22 protein-coding genes are annotated in these 26,006 nt (G+C 59.8%); 5 read left to right on the top strand and 17 right to left on the bottom strand.

The genetic code is table 11. The annotated features are described in order from the left end of the window. The first annotated feature begins 1 nt into the window (after position 1). Positions 2–1,246 (top strand): TIGR03862 family flavoprotein, encoded by a 1,245-nt coding sequence (locus tag ACQZ40_RS13625; protein ID WP_448748150.1) that lies wholly within the window; start codon positions 2–4, stop codon positions 1,244–1,246. Here ACQZ40_RS13625 and ACQZ40_RS13620 read toward each other — a convergent pair. The 3 genes from ACQZ40_RS13620 to ACQZ40_RS13610 all read right to left on the bottom strand — a co-directional run bounded on the left by ACQZ40_RS13620 (position 1,238) and on the right by ACQZ40_RS13610 (position 4,398). Beyond that, positions 1,238–2,299, bottom strand: a complete 1,062-nt coding sequence (locus tag ACQZ40_RS13620; protein ID WP_080819920.1) for a quaternary amine ABC transporter ATP-binding protein — start codon at positions 2,297–2,299, stop codon at positions 1,238–1,240. The two genes, ACQZ40_RS13625 and ACQZ40_RS13620, sit on opposite strands and share 9 nt — an antisense overlap. Next, on the bottom strand, positions 2,292–3,179 hold the full coding sequence (locus ACQZ40_RS13615) for an ABC transporter permease (RefSeq protein ID WP_035263623.1): 888 nt from the start codon (positions 3,177–3,179) through the stop codon (positions 2,292–2,294). Before ACQZ40_RS13615 ends, ACQZ40_RS13620 begins: the two co-directional genes overlap by 8 nt. Before the next feature lie 220 nt (positions 3,180–3,399). Then, the gene (locus tag ACQZ40_RS13610) at positions 3,400–4,398 is read right to left on the bottom strand and encodes an ABC transporter substrate-binding protein (protein WP_078053665.1); all 999 of its coding nucleotides are present in this window, start codon (positions 4,396–4,398) and stop codon (positions 3,400–3,402) included. 364 nt (positions 4,399–4,762) lie between these two features. Between ACQZ40_RS13610 and ACQZ40_RS13605 the strand changes: the two genes are divergently transcribed. Beyond that, positions 4,763–7,738 (top strand): PAS domain-containing protein, encoded by a 2,976-nt coding sequence (locus ACQZ40_RS13605; protein ID WP_448748149.1) that lies wholly within the window; start codon positions 4,763–4,765, stop codon positions 7,736–7,738. Between the two features lie 17 nt (positions 7,739–7,755). Here ACQZ40_RS13605 and ACQZ40_RS13600 read toward each other — a convergent pair whose 3' ends face one another. From ACQZ40_RS13600 to ACQZ40_RS13555, 10 genes are all read right to left on the bottom strand, one after another. Beyond that, positions 7,756–8,700 carry a 2-hydroxyacid dehydrogenase gene (locus tag ACQZ40_RS13600; protein ID WP_174022554.1) on the bottom strand — a complete coding sequence of 315 codons (945 nt, stop codon included), beginning with the start codon at positions 8,698–8,700 and terminating at the stop codon, positions 7,756–7,758. 245 nt (positions 8,701–8,945) lie between these two features. Then, positions 8,946–11,294: a polysaccharide biosynthesis tyrosine autokinase gene (locus ACQZ40_RS13595; RefSeq protein ID WP_065657393.1), complete on the bottom strand. Its 2,349-nt coding sequence runs from the start codon at positions 11,292–11,294 to the stop codon at positions 8,946–8,948. Positions 11,295–11,402: 108 nt separating this feature from the next. Continuing rightward, complete coding sequence (locus ACQZ40_RS13590) at positions 11,403–12,308, bottom strand: UTP--glucose-1-phosphate uridylyltransferase (RefSeq protein ID WP_448748148.1); 906 nt, start codon at positions 12,306–12,308, stop codon at positions 11,403–11,405. Positions 12,309–12,375: 67 nt separating this feature from the next. Continuing rightward, positions 12,376–13,371 carry a glycosyltransferase family 2 protein gene (locus tag ACQZ40_RS13585; RefSeq protein WP_003522129.1) on the bottom strand — a complete coding sequence of 332 codons (996 nt, stop codon included), beginning with the start codon at positions 13,369–13,371 and terminating at the stop codon, positions 12,376–12,378. Further along, on the bottom strand, positions 13,371–14,315 hold the full coding sequence (locus ACQZ40_RS13580) for a glycosyltransferase (RefSeq protein ID WP_448748147.1): 945 nt from the start codon (positions 14,313–14,315) through the stop codon (positions 13,371–13,373). Before ACQZ40_RS13580 ends, ACQZ40_RS13585 begins: the two co-directional genes overlap by 1 nt. Beyond that, on the bottom strand, positions 14,312–15,310 hold the full coding sequence (locus ACQZ40_RS13575) for a glycosyltransferase family 2 protein (RefSeq protein WP_080857672.1): 999 nt from the start codon (positions 15,308–15,310) through the stop codon (positions 14,312–14,314). The genes ACQZ40_RS13580 and ACQZ40_RS13575 overlap by 4 nt, the downstream gene beginning before the upstream one ends. A gap of 17 nt (positions 15,311–15,327) precedes the next feature. Then, positions 15,328–16,509 (bottom strand): glycosyl transferase family 1, encoded by a 1,182-nt coding sequence (locus tag ACQZ40_RS13570; RefSeq protein ID WP_448748146.1) that lies wholly within the window; start codon positions 16,507–16,509, stop codon positions 15,328–15,330. A gap of 61 nt (positions 16,510–16,570) precedes the next feature. Continuing rightward, positions 16,571–17,362 carry an endo-1,3-1,4-beta-glycanase ExoK gene (exoK, locus tag ACQZ40_RS13565; RefSeq protein WP_078053656.1) on the bottom strand — a complete coding sequence of 264 codons (792 nt, stop codon included), beginning with the start codon at positions 17,360–17,362 and terminating at the stop codon, positions 16,571–16,573. Between the two features lie 4 nt (positions 17,363–17,366). Continuing rightward, positions 17,367–18,515, bottom strand: a complete 1,149-nt coding sequence (locus ACQZ40_RS13560; RefSeq protein WP_080858182.1) for an acyltransferase family protein — start codon at positions 18,513–18,515, stop codon at positions 17,367–17,369. A gap of 372 nt (positions 18,516–18,887) precedes the next feature. Continuing rightward, positions 18,888–20,366, bottom strand: coding sequence for a lipopolysaccharide biosynthesis protein (locus ACQZ40_RS13555; RefSeq protein ID WP_448748145.1), 1,479 nt, complete (start codon positions 20,364–20,366; stop codon positions 18,888–18,890). Between the two features lie 118 nt (positions 20,367–20,484). On the opposite strand from ACQZ40_RS13555, the gene ACQZ40_RS13550 reads away from it, so the two are divergent. Continuing rightward, the gene (locus ACQZ40_RS13550; RefSeq protein ID WP_078053654.1) at positions 20,485–21,450 is read left to right on the top strand and encodes a glycosyltransferase family 2 protein; all 966 of its coding nucleotides are present in this window, start codon (positions 20,485–20,487) and stop codon (positions 21,448–21,450) included. A gap of 52 nt (positions 21,451–21,502) precedes the next feature. After that, on the top strand, positions 21,503–22,471 hold the full coding sequence (locus tag ACQZ40_RS13545) for a polysaccharide pyruvyl transferase family protein (protein WP_065657384.1): 969 nt from the start codon (positions 21,503–21,505) through the stop codon (positions 22,469–22,471). A gap of 193 nt (positions 22,472–22,664) precedes the next feature. On the opposite strand, the gene ACQZ40_RS13540 is transcribed toward ACQZ40_RS13545, so the two are convergent. Continuing rightward, complete coding sequence (locus ACQZ40_RS13540; RefSeq protein ID WP_448748144.1) at positions 22,665–23,654, bottom strand: glycosyltransferase family 2 protein; 990 nt, start codon at positions 23,652–23,654, stop codon at positions 22,665–22,667. A gap of 110 nt (positions 23,655–23,764) precedes the next feature. After that, a complete protein-coding gene (locus ACQZ40_RS13535) occupies positions 23,765–24,043 on the bottom strand; it encodes an exopolysaccharide production repressor protein (RefSeq protein WP_149743448.1) in 279 nt (92 codons plus the stop codon). 340 nt (positions 24,044–24,383) lie between these two features. Between ACQZ40_RS13535 and ACQZ40_RS13530 the strand changes: the two genes are divergently transcribed. Continuing rightward, entirely contained in the window at positions 24,384–24,650 is a 267-nt protein-coding gene (locus ACQZ40_RS13530; protein ID WP_035239160.1) for a DUF6074 family protein, read from the top strand. Positions 24,651–24,722: 72 nt separating this feature from the next. On the opposite strand, the gene ACQZ40_RS13525 is transcribed toward ACQZ40_RS13530, so the two are convergent. Together ACQZ40_RS13525 and rpsU are read right to left on the bottom strand one after the other, a co-directional pair. Next, a complete protein-coding gene (locus ACQZ40_RS13525; RefSeq protein WP_003508539.1) occupies positions 24,723–25,619 on the bottom strand; it encodes a tetratricopeptide repeat protein in 897 nt (298 codons plus the stop codon). A 133-nt stretch (positions 25,620–25,752) separates the two neighbouring features. Continuing rightward, positions 25,753–25,980, bottom strand: a complete 228-nt coding sequence (gene rpsU / locus ACQZ40_RS13520; protein ID WP_003508541.1) for a 30S ribosomal protein S21 — start codon at positions 25,978–25,980, stop codon at positions 25,753–25,755. Between the last annotated feature and the right edge of the window lie 26 nt (positions 25,981–26,006).

The raw sequence follows: 26,006 nt of genomic DNA, 5'->3' as shown, positions 1-26,006 counted from the left end.
AATGGCGAAGATGGCGATGGAGAGGGTTTTGGCAAAGGCGAGGCAGGTCGCGATTATCGGCGGCGGACCGGCGGGGCTGATGGCGGCCGAGATGCTTTCGGCCGCAGGCCATGCCGTGACGGTGTTGGAGGCGATGCCGACCGTGGCGCGTAAATTGTTGATGGCCGGAAAATCCGGCCTCAACATCACCCATGCCGAAGATTACGACAGCTTCCGTCACCGGTTCGGCGATGCGGAACCGAGACTGCGCGCCGCTCTCGATGAATTTACGCCGGATATGCTGCGCGACTGGGCGCAGGGGCTGGGGCAGGAAACGTTCGTCGGCACCTCGGGCCGGGTGTTTCCCGCCGTCATGAAGGCCTCGCCGCTGCTGCGGGCATGGCTTGCCCGGCTGGAGGCGCAGGGGGTGACCATCAGGACGCGACATCGCTGGACGGGCTTTTCCGGTGAGCACCTGCTTTTCACGACACCGGAGGGCGAGATCACCATCAAGGCCGATGCCGTTCTTCTGGCGCTCGGCGGCGCGAGCTGGCCGCGTCTCGGCTCCGATGCCGCATGGGTTCCGGCGCTGGCGGAAAAAGGCGTGGCGCTTTCCCCGTTCCGCCCCGCCAATTGCGGTTTCGACGTTGACTGGAGCGATATCTTCCGCGCGCGTTTTGCCGGTGAAGCGGTGAAATCCACCATCACCATTTCGCCGGCCGGAGCCTTTCAGGGCGAATTCGTCATCACGGAGCATGGTATTGAGGGCAGCGTGATCTACGCCCATTCCGCCGCGCTACGCGACCGGCTGGAAGAGGCGGGCAAAGTGTCGCTCGCAATCGATCTTGCGCCGGGACGTACGGTGGAACGCCTCAGCCGCGATCTGGCGAAACTCGGACGGAAAGAGAGCTTTGCAAACCGCATGCGCAAGGCGGCCGGCTTATCGGCGGTGAAGGTCGGGCTTCTGCGGGAAATCTTTCCCGATATCGCGGCCATGCCGGATGAGTTCGTCGCCGCGAGAATAAAACATGCGGAGATACCGCTTTTGCGGACGAGACCGATTGCTGAGGCAATTTCATCTGCCGGTGGCGTCGCATGGAGCGGCCTTGATGAAAGCTACATGCTGGAAAAGCTCCCCGGCATATTTGCTGCCGGGGAAATGCTGGATTGGGAAGCGCCGACCGGCGGTTATCTCTTGACCGCCTGTTTCGCCACCGGCAAGGCCGCCGCAAAGGGCATGGCCGCGTGGCTTGAAGGCTCAGCCTGACAAGCGTTCAGCCGTGCCTGCTTCCTCACCATGTGCGGTCCTGACGAGGCAACGCATGATGGCATCGGTGGTGACGGCGCCAAGCGGTTTGCCGTTTTCACCGACGACTGTGGCGCTGCTGACATTTTCCCGGACGAGGGCGCGCAGGCCCTCTTCAACCGTCATATCCGCATCGAGCTGAAGGCGGGACTGGCCGGCAAATTCCGGCTGCACCACGGCGCCAAGGCGAATGACGCGGCCGCGATTGACCTCTTCCACGAAGGCTTCGATATAGCTGTCGGCCGGAGACATGACGATTTCGGCCGCCGTGCCCTGCTGGATGATCTCGCCGTCGCGCAGAATGGCGATCTTGTCGCCCAGCCGCAGGGCCTCATCGAGATCGTGGGTGATGAAGACCACGGTTTTTTTCAGTTCCTTCTGCAGTTCCAGCAGCACCGTCTGCATGTCGACGCGAATGAGCGGATCGAGCGCCGAATAGGCCTCGTCCATCAACAGGATTTCGGCATTGTTGGTGAGCGCCCGCGCCAGACCAACACGCTGCTGCATGCCGCCCGAAAGCTGGTTTGGATAATGGTTGGAGAAACCTTCCAGCCCCACGCGCCTGATCCAGACCTCTGCCCTTTCTTCGCGCTCGCGTTTGTCGACGCCCTGCACCTCGAGGCCATAGACGACGTTTTGCAGCACGTTGCGGTGCGGCAGCAGCCCGAATTTCTGGAACACCATCGCTGTCTTGTGGCGGCGGAATTCCAGCAGATCCGCTTCGTTGAGGCGACACACGTCCGTGCCGCCATAGAGGATTTCGCCGGCGGTCGGGTCGATCAGCCGGTTGACGTGGCGGATCAGTGTCGATTTGCCGGAACCGGAAAGGCCCATGATAACGGTGATCTGCCCGCCCGGCATGGTGATGTTGATATCGCGCAGGCCGAGCACATGGCCATGTTTGGCGTTGAGATCGGACTTGGACATGCCGGCCTTGACGGGTTCGACATAGTCTCCCGCCTTGGGGCCGAAAATCTTGTAGAGGCTGCGAATTTCGATCGATTGACTAGCCATGCGCCACTTCCCGATGTTTTTGCAGGCGAAGGCCATAGGCCTGGCTGATGCGGTCGAAGATGATGGCGATGCCGACGATGGCAAGCCCGTTGAACACGCCGAGCGTGAAATACTGGTTGGCAATGGCCTTCAGCACCGGCTGACCGAGGCCCTGAACGCCGATCATGGAGGCGATGACGACCATGGCGAGCGCCATCATGATTGTCTGGTTGATGCCGGCCATGATGGTGGGCAGCGCCAGCGGCAGCTGCACCTTGAAAAGCTTCTGGCGCTTCGAAGAGCCGAAGGCATCGGCAGCCTCCAGCACGTCGCGGTCGACCATGCGGATGCCGAGATTGGTAAGCCGGATCATCGGCGGAATGGCGTAGATGACGACGGCGATGACGCCGGGCACGCGGCCGATGCCGAGCAGCATGACGACGGGAATGAGATAGACGAAACTCGGCATCGTCTGCATCACGTCGAGAACGGGATTGACCACGCTCTGCAGGCGGTTGGAGCGCGCCATGGCGATGCCGATGGGCAGGCCGACGACGATGGACAGCACGGCGCAGACGAAGATCATCGAGACCGTCTTCATCGTGTCTTCCCACATGCCGAACCAGCCGATGGCGAAGAGAATGCCGCAACAGAGCGAAACAATGGTGGCGCTGCGGCTGCCGAACCAGGCAAGCGCGCCGACAATAAGAATAACGACCGGCCAGGGTGCGCCGATCAAAAGCCTTTCCGCCCAGATGAGGAAGCTCTGAAGGGGGGTAAACAACCCCTCGATTGCGCCGCCATAGGTTCGGGTGAAAGCCCGGAACCCCTCGTCGATGACTTTTTTTAGCGCGCGCAGAGCATCGTCATTCATGGTCGGAAATTTGAAAAGCCATTCCATATCCTGTTCTCCATGACGAACCGGAGGCGGGGATCGATATCCTCCGCGCTCCGGGAGTAAAATCGTCAGAGCGCCGCGCATCCGTCAGGACGCAGGCCGGAACGCTCTGTTGAACCGGCGCATCGCCACCGGAAAGCCGGGAGGCATTCCAGGGCCGATGCGGGCGCGGCGTCGCCGCTGGCGGACGCCGTTTGCCGGGCAGATATGCAGGGGCCGGCTTTTAAAGGGCGGCCTTTATCTTTTCCGCGATGTCGGGAGATACCCAGCCCGTCCACAGCGCTTCGTTTTCCTTCAGGAAATGCTTGGCGCCGTCTTCACCGGTCGCCTGGTTATCCGTCATCCAGGCGATCAGCTTGTTGACGGTCGCGTTGGTCCATGCGCGTTTGTTGAGATAGTCCATGGCGGGGCCGGCACGATCGGCAAAGGACTTGCTGACCAACGTCTGCACGTCGTCCACCTGCCATGCGTTCGGCTTCGGGTCGGCGCAGTCGGCGACGGATGTGCAGCGCTTCCATTCAGCCGCATCATAGTCCGTTCCGAATTCGAGCTTTACCATCTCGTATTTGCCGAGCAGCGAGGTGGGCGCCCAATAATAACCGACCCATGGCTGCTTGGCTTCATAAGCCTTGGCGATGGAACCGTCGAGACCTGCGGCGGAGCCGGTGTCGACGAGGGTGAAGCCGGCCTTTTCACCGCCGAAAGCCTTGAAGAGCTGCGCGGTGACGACAGTGCCGCCCCAGCCCTGCGGGCCGTTGAACACGGCGCCCTTGGACTTGTCTTCGGGCGAGGGGAAGAGTTCGGGATGTTTGAAGAGATCAGGAATGGTCTTGAGATCGGGATTGGCGTCGGCGACATATTTCGGAATCCACCAGCCCTGGACCGCGCCATCCGAGAGGATCTTGGCGGCCGCAACGACCTTGCCGCCCTCCAGCCCCTGCTTGACGATTTCCGGCTGCAGGCTGACCCATGCCTCAGGCGCGATATCCGGCTGGCCTTTTTCGGCCATGGAGGTCAAAGTCGGCACAGTGTCGCCGGTGACGATTTCGGCGGAGCATCCGTAGCCCTTTTCGAGAATGAGCTTGTCCAGATTGGCGGCGACTTCGGCGGATTGCCAGTTCATGCTGGCGATCGTCACGTTTCCACAGTCGGCGGCATAGGCCGCACCGCCTGAAAAGGCGAAGCCGGCGGAAAGAATTGTGGCACCCAAAAGTATTTTCATTGTTGTTCCCTCTGGTCGCGGTGTGGCGAAGACCCGGGCGCTGACGGCACCGCGACCGCCAGCGCCCTTATTGAGGCTTAATAATTCCTTTGTCGCCATCCCGTTTGCGGCAATTTCTGGCGTATTGAGGATGCCAATTGTCAAACGACGGCGGGGTTGCAGGGATATATTAGAGAAATTTCTGGCACGAAGGTCCTGAAATGTTTGATGGTTTAGCATTCGCCTTGCGACATTTACGCAGCGATGGAACTTTTTCAATTTTCTGAAAAGCGTGGGAACAATAAGCGGAAGTTTTTGTTTTCTTGGACTTTTATCCTGTTCTGTATTACGGGAGATTTTCTCTCGGTTTTTGTGGTGATGTTGAATGACCAATCTTGTTGCTGCGCCGGTATGGCCGATCGGTGGCGGTGAAACGGGTGAGCTTGTGCGCCGCTTCGACTGGTCGAAGACATCGCTCGGTCCTATTTGCGACTGGCCGCAAAATCTGAGGCAGAAAGCCAATTCCGTCGTCAATTCCCCCATTCCGCAGGTGCTGATGTGGGGCAGGGATCATGTGATGATCTATAATGACGGCTATGCGGAGATCGCCGGCAATTATCACCCGCAGGCGCTGGGCGGAACCGTGCCCGGCATCTGGCCGGAAATATGGGACTGGAACAGCCGCATTCTCGAAGCCGGTTTTCGCGGTGAGGTCATGGCCTATCGCGACCAGCCGATGACGCTGATGCGGCACGGCCTGCCGGAAGAGGTGATCTTCGACCTGTTCTACACGCCGATCTATAATGAGGGCGGCACGGTGGACGGCGTTTTATGCACCGTGCTTGAAAATACCGACAAGGTGAAGGCCGTGGAGGCGCTGGAACAGAGCCGCGAGGAACTGAGCCGGCTTACCAATGCCCTGCCCATTCTGGTCGGATATGTCGACCGTGATTACGTTTATAAATTCGCCAATGACGGCTATCTGGAATGGTTCGGTCGCCGCGCCGAAGAAGTGATCGGCCGCAGCGTTCCCGAAATCGTCGGCGAGGCGTTTTTCGAGGCCCGCAGGGCCTATCTCGACCGCGCACTCGGCGGCGAAAAGATCGTTTCGGATACCGTGATCAGCAGACCGGACGGCAGCACGCGCGCCGCCGAAATCCGCTATGTTCCGCGTTACATTGCCGATGGCTCCATCGACGGCATCTATGTGCTGATCATCGATATCGAGGAGCGCAAGCGCTCGGAGCGGGAAATCCTCATCAGCAACAATCGCTTCCGTGCTGCGGTGGATGCCGTGCACGGCGTGCTGTGGACCAACAGCGCCGAAGGAATGATGCTGGGCGAGCAACCGGCCTGGAGCGCTTTGACGGGTCAGACTCCGGAAGAATATCAGGGGTTTGGCTGGGCAGAAGCGGTTCATCCCGACGACAGGCAGGGGTCTGTCGACAGCTGGAACAAAGCGGTTGCGGAAAAGTCGACCTATATCTGGGAACATCGGGTGCGCCGCCATGACGGCGTCTATCGCACTTTCGCGATCCGTGGCGTGCCGATTTTCGACAAGGCCGGCGCCATTGCCGAATGGGTCGGTGTCCATACGGATGTCACCGAACAGCGGCGGGCCGAAAACACCCTCAAGGAACATGCGAGCAATCTCGAGCGCGAAATTCGCCACCGCATCCGGGCAGAAGAGCAGCTTCGGCAATTGAACGAGAGCCTTGAGGCGCGTGTCGAGGCGGAAATGGCCGAGCGTCGCCAGACTGAGAAGGCGCTACAGCAGGCGCAGAAAATGGAATCCATCGGCCAGCTCACCGGCGGCGTGGCGCATGATTTCAACAATCTGCTACAGGTGATCGCCGGCAATCTGCAATTGCTGTCAAAGGATGTGATGGGCAATGAACGTGCGGAGCGGCGGCTGGAAAACGCGCTTGCCGGCGTTCATCGCGGCGCAAAGCTGGCCAGCCAGCTTCTGGCCTTCGGCCGCCGCCAAGCGCTGGAGCCGCGTGTCATCAACATCGCCCGTTTCGTGACCGGTATGGACGATCTGCTTCGCCGCTCGCTTGGCGAGGCGATCGAGGTGGAGGTCATCACCTCGGGCGGTCTCTGGAACACCTATGCCGACCCCAACCAGGTGGAGAATGCTCTTCTCAATCTGGCCATCAATGCGCGCGACGCCATGGAAGGACAGGGCAAGCTGACCATCGAGGTCGGAAATGCGGTTCTCGACCGCGATTATGCCCGCAAGCACTCGGAAGTTTCTGCGGGGCAATATGTGATGCTCGCCGTCACCGATACGGGTTCGGGCATGTCGCCGGAAATTCTCGAAAAGGTCTTCGAGCCGTTCTTCTCGACAAAACCGGAAGGCAAGGGCACCGGCCTCGGGCTTTCGATGGTTTACGGTTTTGCGAAACAGTCCAGCGGCCACGTCAACATCTATAGCGAGGTGGGGCAGGGAACGACGGTGAAGATGTATCTGCCGCGCTCCGCCGCCGATGAGGACAGGGAAGTGGTGATGCCGACCGGCCCCGTGGAGGGCGGCACGGAAACCATTCTTGTGGTGGAAGATGACGAGGAAGTGCGCAACACCGTCGTCGAGACCTTGAGCGATCTCGGCTACCGCGTGCTGACCGCCCGCGATGCGCAGGCCGGTTTGACGGTGGTGGAAAGCGGCATTCCGATCGATGTCATCTTCACTGACGTGGTGATGCCTGGACCGTTGAAAAGCCGGGAAATGGCGCGCCGCGCGCAGGAACGGCTGCCCAACCTCGCCGTTCTCTTCACCTCGGGTTACACCGAAAACTCCATCGTGCATGGCGGCAAGCTGGATGCCGGGGTGGAGCTTCTCTCCAAACCCTATACGCGCGAAGCGCTGGCGCGGCGCATTCGCCACGTCATCGCCAACCGCAAGCAGGTTTCGCTGTCGAGAGCGCGGCCGACATCGGCTCCGGGTTCTTCCAAGCTTTCCGAGCCGGTCAGGGCGGTCGAAAATCAAAACCGGTCCATACGCGTTCTTCTGGTCGAGGATGACGAGTTGATCCGGATGAATTCGACGGAGATGCTGTCGGAGAGCGGCTTTGCCGTCGTGGAGGCCGGAAATGCGGCGCAGGCGCTGAAAGCTATCGAAGTGGATCAGATCGACGTTCTCGTCACCGATATCGGCCTGCCCGACATGAAGGGCGGCCAACTGGCGGTGGAGGCCCTGCGCCGCAAGCCGGGGATTGCCATTGTGTTTGCGACGGGCGACAGCCATTTGCCGGAAGGAGCGCCGGCAAGCGCGGTTCTCTTGACCAAACCTTACGACGAACAGCAGATCGTCTCCGCCGTTGAACAGGCCCATACGGGCAAGTCGGTGGCGGCCGAATAGGCCGCCTTGCCGCCGGTTCAGTAACCGCGGGCCATGTCGACCGTCTCCGGCAGCCCGCCCGTTTCCCGCCATGTGCGAACATTGCCGGCCACGATCCGGGCCGAACTTTCCCGGCTTGTCGGCGCGGAAATATGCGGCAGGACCGTAACTTTGGGATGCTGCCAGAAGGCGGAAGCGGCGGGCAGCGGCTCCTGCTCGAAGACATCGAGAACGGCGTGCGAAAGCCTGCCGGAATCTAGCGCCGCAATCAGGTCATCGGCGACAATGACCGCGCCGCGGGCGAAATTGATGAGTGCCGCCCCCTGTTTCATTGCGGCAAGGCTGCCGGCATCAAGAAGACCGCGCGTCGCATCGGTCAGGGGCACGAGGCAGACGAGAATGTCGCTCTTTTCCAGCAATGCCTGCAGCCCGGCATCGCCGGTCAGCGTTTCCACGCCCTCTATCACCTTGGCCGAACGGCTCCAGCCTGCAACGTTGAAACCGGCATGGATGAGGCGCTCCGCCGCAGCCGTGCCGAGGGCTCCGAGGCCGAGGAGACCGACGGTCATCTCGCCGGGGTGGCGATAGTCCAGCTCCTGCCAGAGCGCCTTTTTTTGGTTTTCGCGATAGGCGGGCATGTCGCGCTGCAGATAATAGGTCCATGCCAGCACGGCTTCGGCCATCACGCGGGAAAGCTCCGGGTCCTTCAGCCGAACGATGGGGGGTGCCTTATCGCCCAGTTCCAGCACCAGTCGCTCGACACCCGCCCACAGGCTGTGGATCCATTTGAGGCCCGGAAGTGCCGCGATATCGGCCGGATCGGGATTGGCGACGATGGCGAAATCCACTGCCCGGCGCTGTTCGCCCGTCAATTCGGAAAAGGAAAGGATTTCCTCCTGGGGCATTGCGGCGCGCAGCGCCTCTTTCCAGACGGCTTCCGTTTCCGCATTCATCCGTGAAACAAAGGCGATGGGTGATGGCATGGGACTGATCCTGCTTGCGATTTTAGCTTCATGCCATAAATGCGCAATTTCAGGGGGCAATGCCATGGGTGGAATGGGGGAATTTGTGATTCTTCCGTCATGCCGGACTAGATCCGGCATCCAGCCGCCGCGCGTCTGCGCGGCGTCAAGACTTCTTTTCAGCCCAAGGACTTGGGCTGGCTGGACCCCGGCTCGGGGCCGGGGTGACGGAGTGTGGATGCAACCGGCCTGTTAAATCTTCACCATTACGCATCTTCCTTTACCGGCGGCTTCGCATCGCCGTAATAGGCCGAGAATTTCTCGTGATAATGCTCCGAACCGCCGGGGCCGGCATAACGCTGCAATTCCGTCATGTCGGTCTTGTTCAGCACGATGCCGAGCGTCTTGTTGGCGATCTGCGGTTCGTTGGCCATCAGGTTCTGCACCATCTGGATCGGCGTCTTGCCCCATTCGGTGACGAAGACGAAACCGTCCACCTGCGGCGCAAAGGCCTTGGCGTCGATGACGGGAACCACGGGTGCAAGGTCGACGATGATGTAATCGCAGGCCTCTCGCGCGGAGTCGATGAATTTGCGCATGCCGGAGGAAGACAGCAGCTCGCTTGAATGGGCGAACTGGTTGCTGGTGGAAACCGGCAGGATGCCCATTTTCGTGCGCGTATCCACCTTCACCGCCTGCGTCCACGGAACTTCATCGAGCACCACTTCGACGAGGCCGGCGGATTGCCGTGTCGTCAGCATGCGGCTGAGGCCGGGATTGCGGATATCCGCATCCACCACCAGCGTGCGCTTGCCGGTGGAGGCGATGAGACCGGCGAGATTGAGCGCCACGACCGACTTGCCTTCGTTCGGCAGGCAGGAAATGACGCCGATGACCCGGCACTGGCGCTCCTGAATGACGACATCTGCCGTGAGTTTCACGTTACGCAGCGTCTCCGCAAAGCTGGAACGCGGGCTGTCGACGGCAAGGCGCAGCATTTTCTGGAACGAGACCTGTCCGCTTTCGTCAAGCGTCGCATTCTCGCCGCCGGGGGTGGCGGCGCTGTTGCCCGGCTTGGCGTTTTCCACGCCCCGTTCACCGATGAAGGGCAGGTAACCGAGAAAACGCATGCGCAGATTGTCACGCACATCATTGCCGGTGTGAAAGAAGCGATCCCGGAATTCGAGAAGCGCTGCGATACCGCCGCCCAGCATCAGGCCGAGAACGACCGAAAGCGCCATGGTCATGGTCTTTTTCGGGCTGGAAGGCGATGTCGGCAGGCCGGCTTCGGAGATGATACGGGCCTTGGCGATTGGCAGCGACTGCTTCTGGGAAGCCTCCTCGAAGCGGCCGAGATAGGACTGGTAGAGGGTGCGCAGCGCGGTTGCCCGCTGCTCGAGTTCGCGCAGCTGGACCATGGTGATGTTGGCTTCGGAATTACGGCCAGCCACCCGGTCGATATTGTCGCGCAGCGACTGTACGCGCGAATTGGTGACGTCGTATTCGTTCTTCAGGCTGCCGGTAAGCTGCTGCAGCTCCTGATAGATCTGCCGCGAAACCTCTTTCTTCTCGGCGTCCAGCGCAACCGCCTGCGGATGGTCGGCGCCGAATTGCTGGACGATGCCCTGCTGCCGGTCGGAAATGGTGATGTAGCGTTTGCGCAGATCCTGAATGACCGAATTATCGGTGTCACGGGCCGAAACGACGGCATTGTCGACGGCCGCATCCGGTCCCCTGTCGATGATCGATTTATACTGGTTGTAACGGGCCGAGGCCGTCGCGGCATCGGCCTGCGCGGCAATCAGCTGACCATTCAGGTCGGCAAGCTGGCCTTCGGACATCAGCTCGCCGCGCGAGGAGACGATGTTGTTGTCCGACTTGAATTTCTGCACCGCCAGTTCAGCCGCCTGGGCGCGTTGGTTGAGGTCCGTCATGCGTTCCTGCAACCATACCGAGGCGCGCTCGCTGGCGTCGAAATTGGCGTTCAGCTGTTCGGTAAGGTAAGCCTGCGCATAGGTCTTGGCGATCTGCGCGGCCAGCTGGCGGTCGGTCGAGCGGGTGGAGATGGCGATGACCGAGCTGCGGCCGACACGTTCCACCGTCAGCGACTGCTGCAGCACGGCGGCGGCCTTTTCGCGGCGTCCGGCGCGGATTGCGGCTTCGGAGACCGGTGGGTCGCCCGGCAGCACTAGGTCGAGAATGCCGCGCACGGAGGATTTGACGAGTTCGACCGGGGACATCGGCGGATTGACGATGGTGTCGTTCTCATCGAGCTTGGCCTTGTCGACCACCGTCAGCGCCATTTCCTTGGATTTCAAGATTTCCACGGCGCTGGCGATGCGGTTGTCGACGATCTGCGCGGCGGGCACCGGCGATTCCTCTTCCGCATAACGGGAAAGGCTTTCATCCAGGAGCACCTGCGTCATCGCGGTGTAAACGGGGGTCGCAAGCACCAGATAAAGGCCGGCCAGAACCACGGCGGCGATGACCGAAGCGGCAATGACATTGGCGCGACGCACCACGGCGGCCCACAGGCGGTCGAGGTCGATGAACGTATCGGAATCCTTGCCGGACTCCGGAAAACCGATGTTGGATTTAAAGGTCTTGTGGTGCATGGACCTACCTTGTGAATTAAAATGGTACGCGGGAAGCCGAACACATGCTCGCCTTCCCGCCTCCCGTTATTGGTGCGCCGGCCGCCTCCCCCGGCGGCGCGATTAAAGTCAGGCCGCCTGGACGCGGCTTTCGTGGTTCGCCACCAGTTCCTTCACCGAAGCGAGAACCTGGGCTTCCATGTCCGCGCGCAGCAGCGAGAAGGCGACGTTGGCGGCGATGAAGCCCTGCTTGCTGCCGCAGTCGAAAGTACGGCCGCTATATTTCTGCGCATGGAAAGACTGCTTTTCGGCAAGCCGCTTCATACCGTCGGTCAGCTGGATTTCATTGCCCGCACCGCGTTCCTGCCTGGCGAGAATATCGAAGATTTCCGGCTGGAGGATGTAACGGCCATTCAGGTAATAATTCGAAGGCGCCCTCGAAGGTTCCGGCTTTTCGACCATTTCGGTGACGGCGAAGCCGTGATTGACCTTCTGGCCGACGCCGACGACGCCATAGGACGACACTTCTTCCGGCAGGCATTCCTCTACGCCGAGAATATTGCCGCCGACTTCATCGTAAAGTTCCATCAGCCCGGCAATGCAGCCGCGTGCACCATAGGAAACCATGTCAGGCAGAAGCAGGGCGAAAGGCTCCTTGCCCACCAGTTCGCGCGCACACCAGACGGCGTGGCCGAGACCGAGCGGCACCTGCTGGCGCGTATAGCTGACGGTGCCGGCAACGGGCAGCATCTTTTCCAGCTGCAATACCTGCACGGTCTTGCCGGAGCGGGTGAGCGTGTTGATGAGTTCCGGCGCGCTGTCGAAATAGTCTTCGATGGCGGTCTTGTTGCGGCTCGTCACGAAAATAATGTGCTCGATGCCGGCCTGCATGGCCTCGTCAACGGCATATTGCACGACCGGACGATCCACGATCGTCAGCATTTCCTTCGGCATCGCCTTGGTGGCGGGCAAAAACCGTGTGCCGTTGCCAGCTACGGGAATGACGGCTTTTCTGACAGGTTTGTTCAGGTCCATCGCGTTCTCCTTCATCAAGGTTTGATCTGTCCCCAGTCCCCGCGCAGATTTCGTCCACGCGTCAATTTCACGAAATCTGTCTTTTCACCCCAGTATTTGCCGCGGGCGCAAACATGGCATCCCGCAGCCTCCTCAGCCGCACCGCTATCGGCATTCTTAAGTGCCCCAGCACGGCAGGATCCCTTATCGTGGTCTTCAAGGCGCCGAGTACCGAGCGGCTCTTGATGTTTTCCACCAATGTCAAAAAATTATGCGCCAGCCGCAGGCTGCGGGCTCTCGCCTGCTGCGCATCCATGGCGGCGGGCAGCAAAGTGTAATGGCTCAGGAATTCCTGATCCGCCCGCATCATCGCTTCGACGTGATGAAGTTCGAGCACGCGCGAAATCGAGCCTTCGCGAATATTGTAGACATAACCCGGCTTCGGTTCGATGACGCAAAGACCGCCGGCGGCGAGCGCCGAGGCGAGCAGGATATAATCCTCGCCGATGCGGATGTCCTCGCGGAAGCGCAGTCCCTCGACATTGAGGAAATCGCGCCGGAACATCGGTTTCATGTAGCCGAAGTTGAAGGTGGCGCGGAACAGAATGTTGGAGGAAATGAAGTCCTCAAGCGTGAGAACCGGCCGTTCCTCCAGGAATTCTTCCGGAAACATCGTCTCCATGGGCCTGCCGTCGGTATAGACGACATCGAGATTATCGACCGCAATCGCCGCATTGGCGGCTTCCGCCCGGCACATCATGCAGGCGGAGCGCTCCGGGCGAATGACATCGTCGGAATCGAGCACGGCGATCCAGCGTCCGGTCGCGGCTTCGATACCGGCATTGCGTGCCCCGCCCGGACCGAGGTTTTCGGCAAGAGCAAGCAGGCGGACGCGCGGATCGATGATGGCGATACCTTCCACCAGCGCAATGGTGTCATCGGCGGAGCGGTCGTCGACGACGATTACTTCCAGCGTCACACCCTGCTGGTCGAGTGCGCTTTGAATGGCGGCTTCAATCGTATCGGCGGCATTATAGGCGGCGATGACGAAGCTGATATCGGGCGGCGAGGCAAGGTTTTCCATCAGGTCGCCTCCACCGCGCCATACTGGCGGATTTCACGCACGCCGAAGGCGCCGCTCATCGAGCCCATATGCAGTGCGCCACGCAGCGCATAACGGTTGCGGCGCACGGCGTTGAAGCCGTTCAAGGCGGCGAAGACGGCGCAATACAGCACTTTCGAACCTGCCTTCAGCACCTGCACCACGCGGCGTATACCGGGTTTCCTGTCCGCCAGCACGCGGCCATGGGTCTGGCCGGAGCGGAACCGGCGTTTGGCAAGCCACATGAAGCTTGCGCGATTTTCCGGCACCGGTTCGGACAGCATGGCGTCTTCAGCAAAAACGATGCGGCCGCCAGCGGCGTGAAGGTGCGAAAAGAAATGGGTGTCCTCACCGCCGCTCTGGCCGAGCGCCAGCGCGAAGCGCCGGCCCTTCACCGAGGGCGCATCCATCTTGAGCAATGTGTTGCAGGTATAGCCGGTGATGATCTCGCCATTGACCCAGACCGGAACTGTCGAGTGGAAATCGCCGCGTTTCATCCAGCCCGGCGCATTGTCCCGGTAAACCGCCGATACGGGGCCGAGAACGGCTTCCGCACCGGTTTCATCGGCCTTTTCCAGAAGGGCAGCCAGCCAGTTCGGCGGGGCGGTCTCGTCATCATCGATGAAGGCCAGATAATCCGCCTTGCATTCCGATAGGCAGGCATTGCGGGCAATCGAAATATTCGATTTCGGGCAATGCACATAGGTGATCTCGAAGGGCGCGGTTTCGCGCAGGCGATCGACGCTCGCCTTGGCGCTCGGCTCCTCGTCATTATCGGCAACAATCAGCCGAACTTTCACGCCTTCCGGCACCTCCAGTTCGAAGAGTGACAGAAGTGTGGCAACCAGCGCCGGACGTCTGTAGGTGCAGATGCCGATATCGACGGTTTTCGAATCATGTGGGCGGGTGACGGTGTTGTCGGTCATGAGACAGCCTTTCTTCCCCGGAATTTCAGGAGTTCCAGCCAGAAGCCGGTGGACCAGGCCAGATGCATCACCATTGCCGAAAAGGCGGCGAGCGGGCCGTATGGGTTTTTCTGACCTATTGCCATCCACAAGCCATAACCCACACATGCGGCGATCCAGAGGCCGAGCGGAATAAGTGCCGCCCAATGCACAAGCGACAGCAGCGCGAAGATGAAAACCGGCAGCACGGCGAGCGGTATCATCTGTCGGATTTTCGGGATCGAGCGATGTTTCAGCAGGTTCTTTGCCCGGCCGCGGCCATAGGCGAGATATTGCCGGAACAGCGGCATGACGCTGGCGCGCGGATAATAGGTCATGCGGGTTTTGTCGGTCATCCAGATGCGGAAGCCGGATTTGCGCAGGCGAAAATCCAGCTCGGCATCCTCATTATGGCTGAAGCTCTCATCATAACCGCCAACCGCATCGAAAGCGGCGATCCGCATCAGCGCGTGGTGGCCATGGTCGATCCAGTGGCCTTTCGCGCCTTCGCGGTGCTTGGAGCCGCCATTGCCGAGCTTGGAATTCTGGGCGATGGCCGTCGCCTTCTGAAACAGGCCGTGGCCGACCGTATCCATGGCGACGACGACGGAATCAGCACCTGTGCGCTCGGCATCCTCGATCAGCCGCTGGCAATAATCGTCGGGATAATCGCCATGGGCGTCGATGCGGATAAGGTAATCGAAATCCTCGCCGAAGGTGGCGACGGCAAGATTGATGCCGGCGCTCTGGATGCGCTTCGGATTGGCGAGAAGCGTCACGCGGTCATCCGCCGCCGCGAAGGCGGAAACGATATTGGGGGTTCCATCCGTGCTGCCGCCATCGGCAACCACGATGCGGAAAAGACGCCCCTGCATCGCGCCGGTGAATTTGACAAGCAGCCCCTCGATCGTCTTCGCCTCATTGAGGCAGGGAATGACGATCAGCGTTCTGATGCCGGAATGACCAAGACCTTCCATGATTTGCCCCCTACGCACTACACGGGTGAAAACTGCGCTTCACGGGCATGGCCGGAAGCGGATTTGGCGAGAGAGGACAGTTGCTGAACCAGCAGACGGCAATCGTCGCGGTCGGTCAGCCATTGTTTCCTGTCTGTTGCCGAGAGGGTTTTGAAGGCGTCCGCATAGGTTTGCGGGTTCATCAGGTTAAACAATGCGGCAAGATCGTCAGCGCCCGCATGTTGCAGGACGAAGCCGATATCGCGCTTTTCGATGAAACGGGCGGTTTCCGTGCCGGCCAGCGCAATCGGCAGGGTGCCATAAAGGCAGCCCTCGTAAAGCCGGTTGGGCAGCAGCCAGCTGGAATTCTGGCCTTCCTCGAAAAAGTCTATCGCCCAGGTGAATTGCACCTCGTTATAGATGGCGGCAAGGTCCTCGGGGTTCTTGTAAGGCCCATGGAAATGCACATGCGGGGCAGTGGCCACGAAGCCGTCGAAATCGGCAAATTCCGAATAGGCCGGCCGGCCGCGCAGGATGATTTCGACTTTGCCCTCCATTCGACGGGCAAATTCGGCAAGGATTTCCAGCGATTTGCGGCAGCGCAGCGCGCCGAACCAGCCGATTTTCCATGGTTCGCCTTGGGCGGGAGCGCGTGGCTGCGGCGTGGCGGCAACGGCCGCATCGAGCGCCAGCACCTTGTTTTCCTGCAGCAGGACGGGAAGATCGAGGCCCGACACGGGCTTGAAATAATGCTCCACGAAGGCGGGAGAGCTGGTGATCAGCAGCTTGGCGTCGCGTGCGAAATAACGCTGCGCGGCATTCAGCATTTGCCCGGGCTTTCCCTTGTTAAGAAGCAGGCGGTGAATGTCGAGACACTCGTAAACCAGCGCCGGCTGTCCGGCATAGATCGACATGGCCCGCTTTGCCAGCGCCAGCATTTCCAGATTTCTGGCGAGAATGACGTCGGGGGCGGGGATGCCGCTCAATGTCTCGCCGAGCGAAAGGCTGGCTTTCGCCACCGCCGCCATGCGCTGCAGAAACTGCCCGTCGGCGGTTTCCCCGAGCACGACGGGTAAGACGCCTTCGATCTCCGCCAATCGGTTCTGTCCGCGCCGGAAGCCCGCCAGCGTCACCCGCGCCCCGCCCGCAAGCAGGGTCAGCACCCGCCGACGAATGGCGGCGTCCGACAGATCATGCGCGAGATATAGAACATGGGTCATGCAAGGGTCCGGTTGGTTCATGCGTCAGAGACGCCGCGGATGACGGTTTAGTTCAAAAAAATCAGTTGAGGGCGCAGGCAATGGATTCCGGGAACTGACATTTGTCGCCGAGCGCCGTGAAGGCAAAACGATCAACGACCATCTGCGTCGCGCCGGAATAGGAAAACTTGCCCATCCAGTCTTTCAGCGTATCGGTGCCCCACAGGCTGAAGAAAATCTTCTGGGCATTCTGGGGGATTTTCGACTCATCCGTCACTTCATGGACGAGCTTGCCGTTGACGTAATAACGCAGGCGCTGCGGTTCCCAGACGAAGGCGTAATCGTTGAAGCCGGCATCGGCTCCGCCTTCCACCGGCACCAGCTTCTCATTGCCGCCCTTGGCGGAAATATACTGGTTCAGCTGCACCTGGCCCGTATTCCTGCCCAGCACCTCGAAGTCGATTTCATCGTGCGGCTTCTTGTCGGTCGGGCCGATATAGGTGAAGAAGGCGGAGTTGAGGCCTGAACCGGTGGCGGCCTTCATGCGTGCTTCATAGGTGCCGTAACGATAACGCCCCTTGGTCTGGATTTCACCGCAGGCGAATTTGCGGTCGCCGGCCTTGGCTTCTTCGAAACCGAGTGTCAGCTGGCCGTTTTCCACCGTCGCCAGTTTCTTCGACCAGGTGCAGTTTTGATGCGCGCCATTGTTCCAGCCGTCGGAAACGTACCAGAAGCTTCTGTCCATGGAATCGAAGTTCTCGATGAAGGATGCGCCATTGCCTTCCTGTGCCTGGCCGGGCGTCGCAAAGGGAGCAGCCAGAAGGGCCGCGGCGAGAAGAATGCGTGTCTGAACGCGGGTGACAAATGTTGTCATTGGTTCACCTCTGTCGTTGCGAATAAAGCGTTTCGGATGTCGGCGGGCCGATCATGGCGGCCCGTTTTGCCGCAAAGTCGGCCTTCGTCTTGCCTTTGCCGCTGCGGCTTCCGGTCAGCACGGCATAGACGGCCGGCAGGTATTTGCGGGTCTGGGAATTGCTGACCACCAGAATGACGAAGGCCGACAGCGTCGCGCTGATATAAAAGGCGGGGTAGAAATCCGGCCCGCCCTTGTTCCATACCATCCACATGATGACGAGCAGCGGATAATGGGCGCAGAAAATCCAGAAGCTCAGGCTGCCGGTTTCGGCAAGCCGCTGGCCAAGCCGACTGCGGATCAACAGGGCGGAAGACGCCCAGAAACCGAGCGCGCCGAAAACGGCAAGCAGATTGCGCGACATGTTGAGCCAGAAGGTGAATTCCGGGCCGGTGAAATAAAGTCCCGTCGCCAATATGGCCGAGGCGGCAAAGGTCAGCGCCATGATTGGCACGGCGTAAGGATCGAGCGCCTTGACGTCGACCCGGTGCAGCGCAAGTGCAATGCCGAGCGAAAAACTGAAAAGGATGGATTTCTTCTGGACGATGAAGATCGTCAAATCAGGCATGGCGGTGATGATGAGCAGGATCGCGAGCGTCGGCAGCGCGAAACGGCGCATCAGAAAGGCAAGCACCGGCGACAGCAGGATGCAGACAAAGAGATCACGCAGGAAATATAGCGGCACGTTGACCGGCAGCTCTTCAAGCGCCGTTCCGTGACTGATGATTTCCCGCGGGCTGGCGTTCCACAGATCAGGGAAATAGCCGACGCCAAGGTCGAACAGCTGGATAAGCAGCACCGCGGCAAACAGCGCGCCGTTCCACAGAAGGAAGGGCAGCAGCACGGTTTTCGACTTGGAACGGATCGTCGCCGGATAATCGAAACCGCTCATGCCGCGGCGAAACAGCAGATAACCGGAAATGGCGCTGAGACAGGGCACGCCGATGCGAAACAGCGCATCGCCGAGGAAAACCCGCAGCCAGTCGAAGAAACCGTAAAGGCCGAGAAAAGGGCTGGTTTCGGCATCGTGCGGCACATGGACGAACACGATCCCGGAGATCAGCAATATGCGCATCAAATTGATACGGGAGGATAGGTTCTGATCGACAGTCACATCAGTCACCCCTATTGGGCGGCGTCCACCCACGCCGCGTTGCAACCAGAGCGAACTTAAGCCCGCACTGGAAAGTCTGGTTTCGACTTTGGGATAAAATGTGGCGACGCGGGAAAAACACAAGCTTAGATTTTGCGGGTGAATGTCTGGCGTTCCGGTCATTCCTGTTGCTGTAAAAATTCAAATATCTGAAATTACTGGCATTTTTATAAATATCGCCATCGTTAAAAATCGCCTAAGCGTGTGAAATTGTCATTTGTCGTGATATTGCGCTGCAAAAAGAACCGCCATCCCGCCCTGCCGCGGTGAGGAAAATCACCGCGGAAAAGGCCGGTTAACGGCGGAAATGAGGCGCGTTTTTCTGCGGTTGAACTAACCCTGAGTTGCGGTATCCCGCATACGCCGCGATTTGACCATTCCGAGAATTTTCCCGAGCAGCGCCCGTTCGGTCAGCAGGATCAGCACCGCATAGATGACGCCGCCGACGGCAGCGCCGATGAGAACCTGAAGCGTGGCATTGGGAACGCGTTCAGCCAGAAGGTGAAGCAGATAACGCACCGCAACGGCCATCACCAGCGCCGCGATCATCGGCCGGCTGCTGACATAAAGGCCGCGGAAGAAGGGGGTATCGCTTGCCTTGAACACCGCCCAGGAATAGGCGACCAGCGTTACCGCGTTGACGATGCAGAGCCACACCATCGCGTCGATCAGGGTGCCATAAAGCGCGGCAAGCCAGACCGCGACGGTTGTGACGACGGCGCGAATGGTCGCCGACCAGAACAGCACGCGGCCGTAACCTGCTCCCTTCAGATACGGGATGAAGGTGCTGCACGGCGTCAGAATGGCCTTGGACAGGGCGAGCAGACCGAGAACGGGCCAGGCATAGGCCCAGTTCTGACCGAAGATGACAAGCATGGCTGGCTCCGCCACGGCCCAGAGGCCGAACATCATCGGTGCCAGGAGCACCGTCAGCACCTGTGTACTGAACATCAGCGCATCGCGCCGGCGTTGTGGGTCGTCCATCATGCGGCTGAAGGCGGGAAACAGGACACCCATGACGGCCGACAGAACTACCTGATTGGGAATGCTGGCAAAGCGGTTGGAGGCGGAATAGGCGCCGGCATCGGCCAGCCCAAGATGCCGGGCAATGACCACCATCGGTGACTGGAAGGTAACGAAATTGGCGATTTCCGAGCCCATCAGCCCCGAACTGAAGCCGAGAAGCGGCACCAGCCGGCGCGGTTTCATGACGAAACGCGGGCAATAGCGGGAAACGGCATAAAGCCCGACAAGCCGGATGAGGGCCGCGGCAAAAAGCTGGATGATCAGCGCCCAGACGCCGAAGCCCATGAAGGCGAGCGCGACCGCGACGATGGCCGCGATGCTTTCCGACGCCATGCTCCACAGCGCGTCCTTGCTGAAATTCATCCGTCGCGCCAGCAGCGAATAGGCGACATCACCGGCAAGCTGCAGCGGGATGAGGAATGCCATGATGCGCAGCAGAGAGGCGCTTTCAACAGCACCCAGAAGTCCGCCGAAAAATTCTGCCCAGATGTAGAGGACGGCGGCCATGGTGCAGGAGATGGCGAGATTGGCCCAGAAGACGGTATGGATCGTTTCCATATCCTCTTCCTTTTCGACGATGAGGGCAGAGGTCAGCCCCGCGCCGGCGATCATGGTCAGAAACTGTACAACCGTTAGTCCTACCGCTACCACCCCGAATTCCTCCGGGGAAAGCAGTCTTGCGAGAAGTGGGACCGTGACAAATTTAAGCCCGAATGTCCCTGTTTTTGATAAAACGCTCCAGCCGACATTCGTGGTGATGGTCTTTACATTTGGCGCTGGGGGCATACAAGCATCCTGTTTCTGGAGGCCGGCGGGAGGAAAGCCGGTTGGGAGTTGCCGATACCATCGGGGCCGCTTTTAGGATCGGGCCCGACACTTCTTGATCAACGCAAGGGGCGAAACAATGGCAAGATTTACTGTCGTCATTCCCTACTACCAAAAGCAGCACGGTGTCTTGGGACGTGCACTCGCATCGGTTTTTGCGCAGACTTACCAGGATTTCGATCTTGTCATCGTCGATGACGAATCGCCATACCCGATCGATCAGGAACTTGCGGAACTTTCGCAGGGTGAGAAAGACCGGATTCTCGTCATTAAACAGGCCAATGCCGGCCCGGGCGGCGCCCGCAACACCGGTTTGGACAATGTGCCTGACGGCACCGACTATGTCGCCTTTCTTGATTCCGACGATATCTGGACACCCGATCATCTGCAGAATGCGGCCTTTGCGCTTCAGACCTATGGCGGCGAGTGCTACTGGGCATCCATGCAGGCAAGTGACGAATTTTATTATCATTTCGCCATTTCCGAGCTGGAGAAGAATGAGGGTGCGGCGAGGCTTTCCGAGAGGCCGCTGCTGATCGAACTGCCGGATCTGGCAAGTGTGATGCTGCGCAACTGGAGCTTCCTGCATCTCTCCTGCATGGTGATCGGCCGTCCTCTTTTTGAGAAAATCCGCTTTGACCCGGCGCTTCGTCTGGCGGCGGAAGACGTGCTGTTTTTCTGCGATTCCATCCTGGCATCGAAGCGCACGCTTCTGTGTGACGACGCCGGCGCGATGCGCGGAATGGGGGTCAATATCTTCCACAGCATCGACAATACCTCGCCGGAATTCCTGCGCCAGCAGTTCAATACCTGGGTGGCGCTCGATACGCTGGAGGGGCGTTTTTCGCGCCGGCCGGACGATGTCGCCTCCATCGCTTCCTATAAAAACACGGCGCGCAAACAGGCGCTGTGGAGCCAGGCGGGCAATCTGAAACGGCGCAAGGCACCCGAATTCGGACTGCTCCTGAAATGGGCGATGCGCGATCCGGCACTGCTGCGCGCCGCGTTCGAGCTCGGTGCTGGAAAAATCGTCCGCTCCAGATGAGCGAATTCTCGCCCGCAAGAATTTATATGTTTTTTCACCCAGGAGTGACCTCATGAAACCTTACCACTGGGAATCTCATCACGGAAATTTCGGTGACGATCTCAACCTGTGGCTGTGGGATTTTCTGCTTCCGGGCCTGCGCGATGTGCATGACGACGTCATGCTCGTTGGCGTCGGCACCGTGCTGAACGACGTTCTTTTGCCCGCAAAGCAACGCAAGCTGGTGATCGGCAGCGGCTATGGTTATGGCGCGGTGCCGGATACCAGCACCGAGTTCTGGGATATTCGCTGCGTGCGCGGCGAAAAAACCGCCGCGAAGCTGGGGCTCGCGCCCGAAAAGGGCATTGTCGATCCGGCCGTCATGGTCACCGAGATGCCCGATTTCAAAGGCCTGCCGAAGCTCTACAAGAAGACCTTCGTTCCGCACTGGGAATCGGCGGAATTCGGCATGTGGGAAACCGTCTGCGAACCGGCGGGACTGACCTATCTCGACCCGCGCGGCGAGGCGAAAGCGGTGATCCGCGCCATCGCCCAGTCGGAATTCATCGTGGCCGAATCCATGCATGGCGCAATTCTTGCCGATGCCTTCCGCGTGCCATGGGTCGCGGTCAGCACCTCGCCGTCGATCAACAGCTTCAAATGGAGCGACTGGGCCGGTAGCGTGGGTGTCGAATATCAGCCGCGCTATGTGCCCGTTTCAACCCGCGCCGAGGCGGCGAAAAAGGGCTCGCGCTTCTGGGGCATGAGCTTCCCGCCGCCGCCTGGCCCCGTCATTGCCGAGACCGGTTCCGTTCCGGCGCATGAAGGCCCGGCGCATGAGGGTGACGTGCTGGTGCGGCCGCAGGAAACGCAGCCTCGGTCATTGCGCAAATTGGCCAAGCAGGTGCTGGCAGCACCTTCCACGCTGGCGCTCTGGCAGGCAAGCCGCGCGGAGCCGCGTCTCAGCCCGGATGGCCGGCTGGAAGAGCGCAAGGAGCGCTTCGCCGCCGTTCTGGAAACGGTGAAGCGGGATTATCTCTGAGGGCGAAGAGTGGATGCGGCAGAGAATTTCTGCCGCCTTCGCTTGAGGATGCCATCCTCCAGGGTCTCTATCGTCATGCTCGGGCCTGTCCCGAGCATCTGCAACCGACCAATCATACGATACGTGAGTAGATCCTCGGGACAAGCCAAGCCCGAGGATGACGGCGAGGAATTGGCGCAGGTCGTCTTTTCCCCTACGAAACCGGCGTACCGTCCAGCAGATAACGCACATCCCGCACCGGCGGCGATTTCCGGAATCGGGCGGTCTTGTCGCTCCAGATGCCGCGCGTGATGGCGGGCAGGGCGGGGAGCCGCGCAAGGGCATGGCTCAGCGCGCCGCCCATGCCCTTCTGCTTTTTCGCATCGAGAAAATGGCGAAGCTCGAATTTGGCGCGGATGTGTTTTTCATGTTCCCGCAGGATCGCCGTTTCCTCTGCCGAAAGCCGGCAGCCGGCGAGAATGGCCTTGTCCGCCTCATATAAGCGGCGAAGATCTTCGGTGCGATGGCGGCCGCTCAGCGAGTTGCCGCGCACGATCGCGCCGTAACCGCAATGACGGATGACCTTGTAACGCGCGCCGGCGGCCAGTGCCCGCACGTAAAGCTCGTAATCTTCACCGAGCCGCAGGCCGTCATCGTAACGCAGTGCATGTTTGTCAAGAAAAGCGCGACGTATGACCGGCTTCAGAAACCCGGTTTCCCCGCGTTCGACGCCGGGCCTGGAAATATTGCCTTCCACGAATTCCGTCAGCGACAGAAACCGCGCCTGCGGTTCGAAGCGCGCCGGCTGCATGGAGGATGCGCCGGGGACCGATTGCTGGATGAAGGCGATATTGTCGGCCACCAGATCCCAGTCATCATCGGCCAGCATGGCGGCGAAACGGCCCCTGAAAAAGAAGTCGTCCGCATCGAGAATGCTGATGAGCGGCGCCGATGAAATAGAGATGGCGTGGTTGCGCGCAGCCGAAGGGCCTCGGTTTACTTCGAATCGGACGACCCGCAGACGGCCCGTGCCGTCATCCGCCGCATGCGCCACATCGCTCGTCGTGTCGGTGGAACCATCGTCGATCACCACGACTTCGCCGACCTCCGGCTCCCCAAGGGCGGAACGTATGGCGATATCGATCGTTTCGGATGCATTTTTCGCAGCGATGATGACGCAAATGGGCTGTGAACCGCTCACCATGTATTGTCCTTCTGCTTTGACCAACCGTCAGGATTTGGCCAGCAGAAAGTGTCACGGGTATGGATGCAAGCGATTTTTTTGCGACGCAGTAAATGAAGCTGCGTGAAGGCTCACATATCGGTCAATTTTGCGCCGTGCGGCGGCGGGCTTTTTACGGCGTCCGCCTGCATTGCCTCGGCGCCACGATCCCGCGCGAAGGTTTCGCGCATCCGCCGTTTTTCCCGGGCGACCAGGACGACAATCCCAATGAAATAACCGACTTGCAGAATGACCGCGCAGATGAGGGTCTGGATGAATGCCGTATAGAACGAGCCGTGGATGAAATATGTCGCAACCGCAAAGGTAAGCAATGCACCGATCATGCTGAAAAAAACACGAGGTGCATACATGGTGCTCTCCTCCCGAGAACGATTTCTCCATTTTTGACTGCGCTGCGGCATTTTTCTTCTTTGCAAGAAATATACGATGAGACCGGTGCTGTTTCAACACACATATACTTCTTCTAACGGTTGCGGCATGAAATTTCGGTAATCTTGATTGGTAAATTCCTCGGTAATCGATGACTTCCCCCAATCGGGGCTGCCTTACCAGGCGATTTCCTGGTTTTTAGAGACATAAAATCGTTCTCTTGCGGCCATTGTCGGCTGTCTTACGCCCTCTGCAGACTTCGTTAACCATCTCGCCTTTAAAAAGTCGGTATTGATTCCTCAGCAAGAGCAAGGTGCCCGCGTGACAACGAGTTCAGAAGTAATCGCCTTTCCGGCAAAGAACCGTATTGCCGACGTAAAAAGATGTGCAACCATGCTGGACCGGCTGCATGGTGTGGAGGCGAATGATTTCTGGCGCAGGGAGTGCCGTGAGCTGGCCGCCCGTCTGATGGCGCTTGGCTATGAGGACGCCGCCATGCGGCGCGAGGTCATGGAATTTCAAAACGCTGTGCAGGCTGAATTGTGGGCGGGCGATGCCACGCCAGAGGCGCGCCGCGACAGCCATTGAGGCCTCAGTGTTTTTCATAAAAAAAGCCGGCAGGTGTCAAACCTGCCGGCTTTTTTGTTCATGCCCGTTTGATCAGGAAGCGCCGGCGCCGCGTGTGCGGGCAACGCCGTCGAGTGCGGGCTTGTATTTCGGGTCGAGCCGGGCGGCATGTCCATAGGACTTGGCGGCCTTGGCCATCTCGCCGCGACGCTCATAAACAAGCGCCTGGTTGGCCCAGGATTCCGCCACATTGCCATCCAGCGAAATGGCGTGGTTGAAATCGGCAAAGGCGTTCTCATCGTCGTTCAAGGCGACATAGGAAAGGCCGCGGCCGTTATAGGGTTCCGGCGAGGTCGACGACAGCGAGATTGCCTTGGAGAAGTCCTCGATGGCCTGGGCATGCTGGTTGCGCAGCTGGTAGATCAGGCCGCGATTGTGCCAGGCGCGTCCGTCGGTGGTTTCAAGCTCGATGGCGCGGGAGAAATCGTTGAAGGCTTCGTTCACACGCCCGGACTGGCGGTAAAGATTGCCACGGCCGATCAGCGCCACATCGTAGCTCGGATTGATCTGCAGGGCGGCGTTGTAGTCCTGCAGGGCCTGCTGCTGCTGCCCGGAGTTGCGATAGACCAGCGCGCGGTTGGCATAGGCCTGATAAAAGCGCGGGTTGAGCTGCAGCGCCTTGTTGAAATCCTCGATGGCGCGGCGCGAATCGCCGGCGCGGCCGTAAGCCGAACCGCGGACGTTATAGCCTTCGGGATCCTGCGGATTGGCGTTGATGACCGAGGTGAGCGAGGCGATGTTTTCCTGCGAACCCTGGGCACGGTCGATCCTGAACACATCTTCCGTCTGGTTGGATGTCGCGCAGCCGGAAAGACCGGCAAGGACGGTACAGACGACCAGAGAAGCGCGGAACCCTCTGTTGTTTTTCAATGGCACCCGGCGCGTGGAGGCATCGGAGTTTTTCACAACACAGGCGTCGACAGCGATCATTCGGTGTGGGTTCCCTCGCAGGCCGGTCTCACGGTCGTTTTCAAGAGCGTTCTCCGGCCACAAACACAAAGAGCGGCGGCGAATTGATCGCCCCCGCCCAACAAGCATTCAAAAACGTCCAAAAGACGGCCTATTAACGGCCTGCGCGGGGGCCTGCAACCAGACCTTCGCGCTGTGCACGCTTGCGTGCCAGCTTGCGAACGCGGCGAACGGCTTCAGCCTTTTCGCGAGCGCGCTTCTGGGAGGGCTTTTCGTAGTAATCGCGCATTTTCATTTCACGGAAAATGCCTTCGCGCTGCATCTTTTTCTTCAGGGCGCGGAGCGCCTGATCAACGTTATTGTCGCGGACTAGTACCTGCACGTGAATCCCGTTCCTTTGGTTTGGTT

It is taken from the genome of Agrobacterium sp. 16-172Ci, from assembly GCF_053522725.1.
This window is presented reverse-complemented; position numbering and strand designations above follow the sequence as displayed.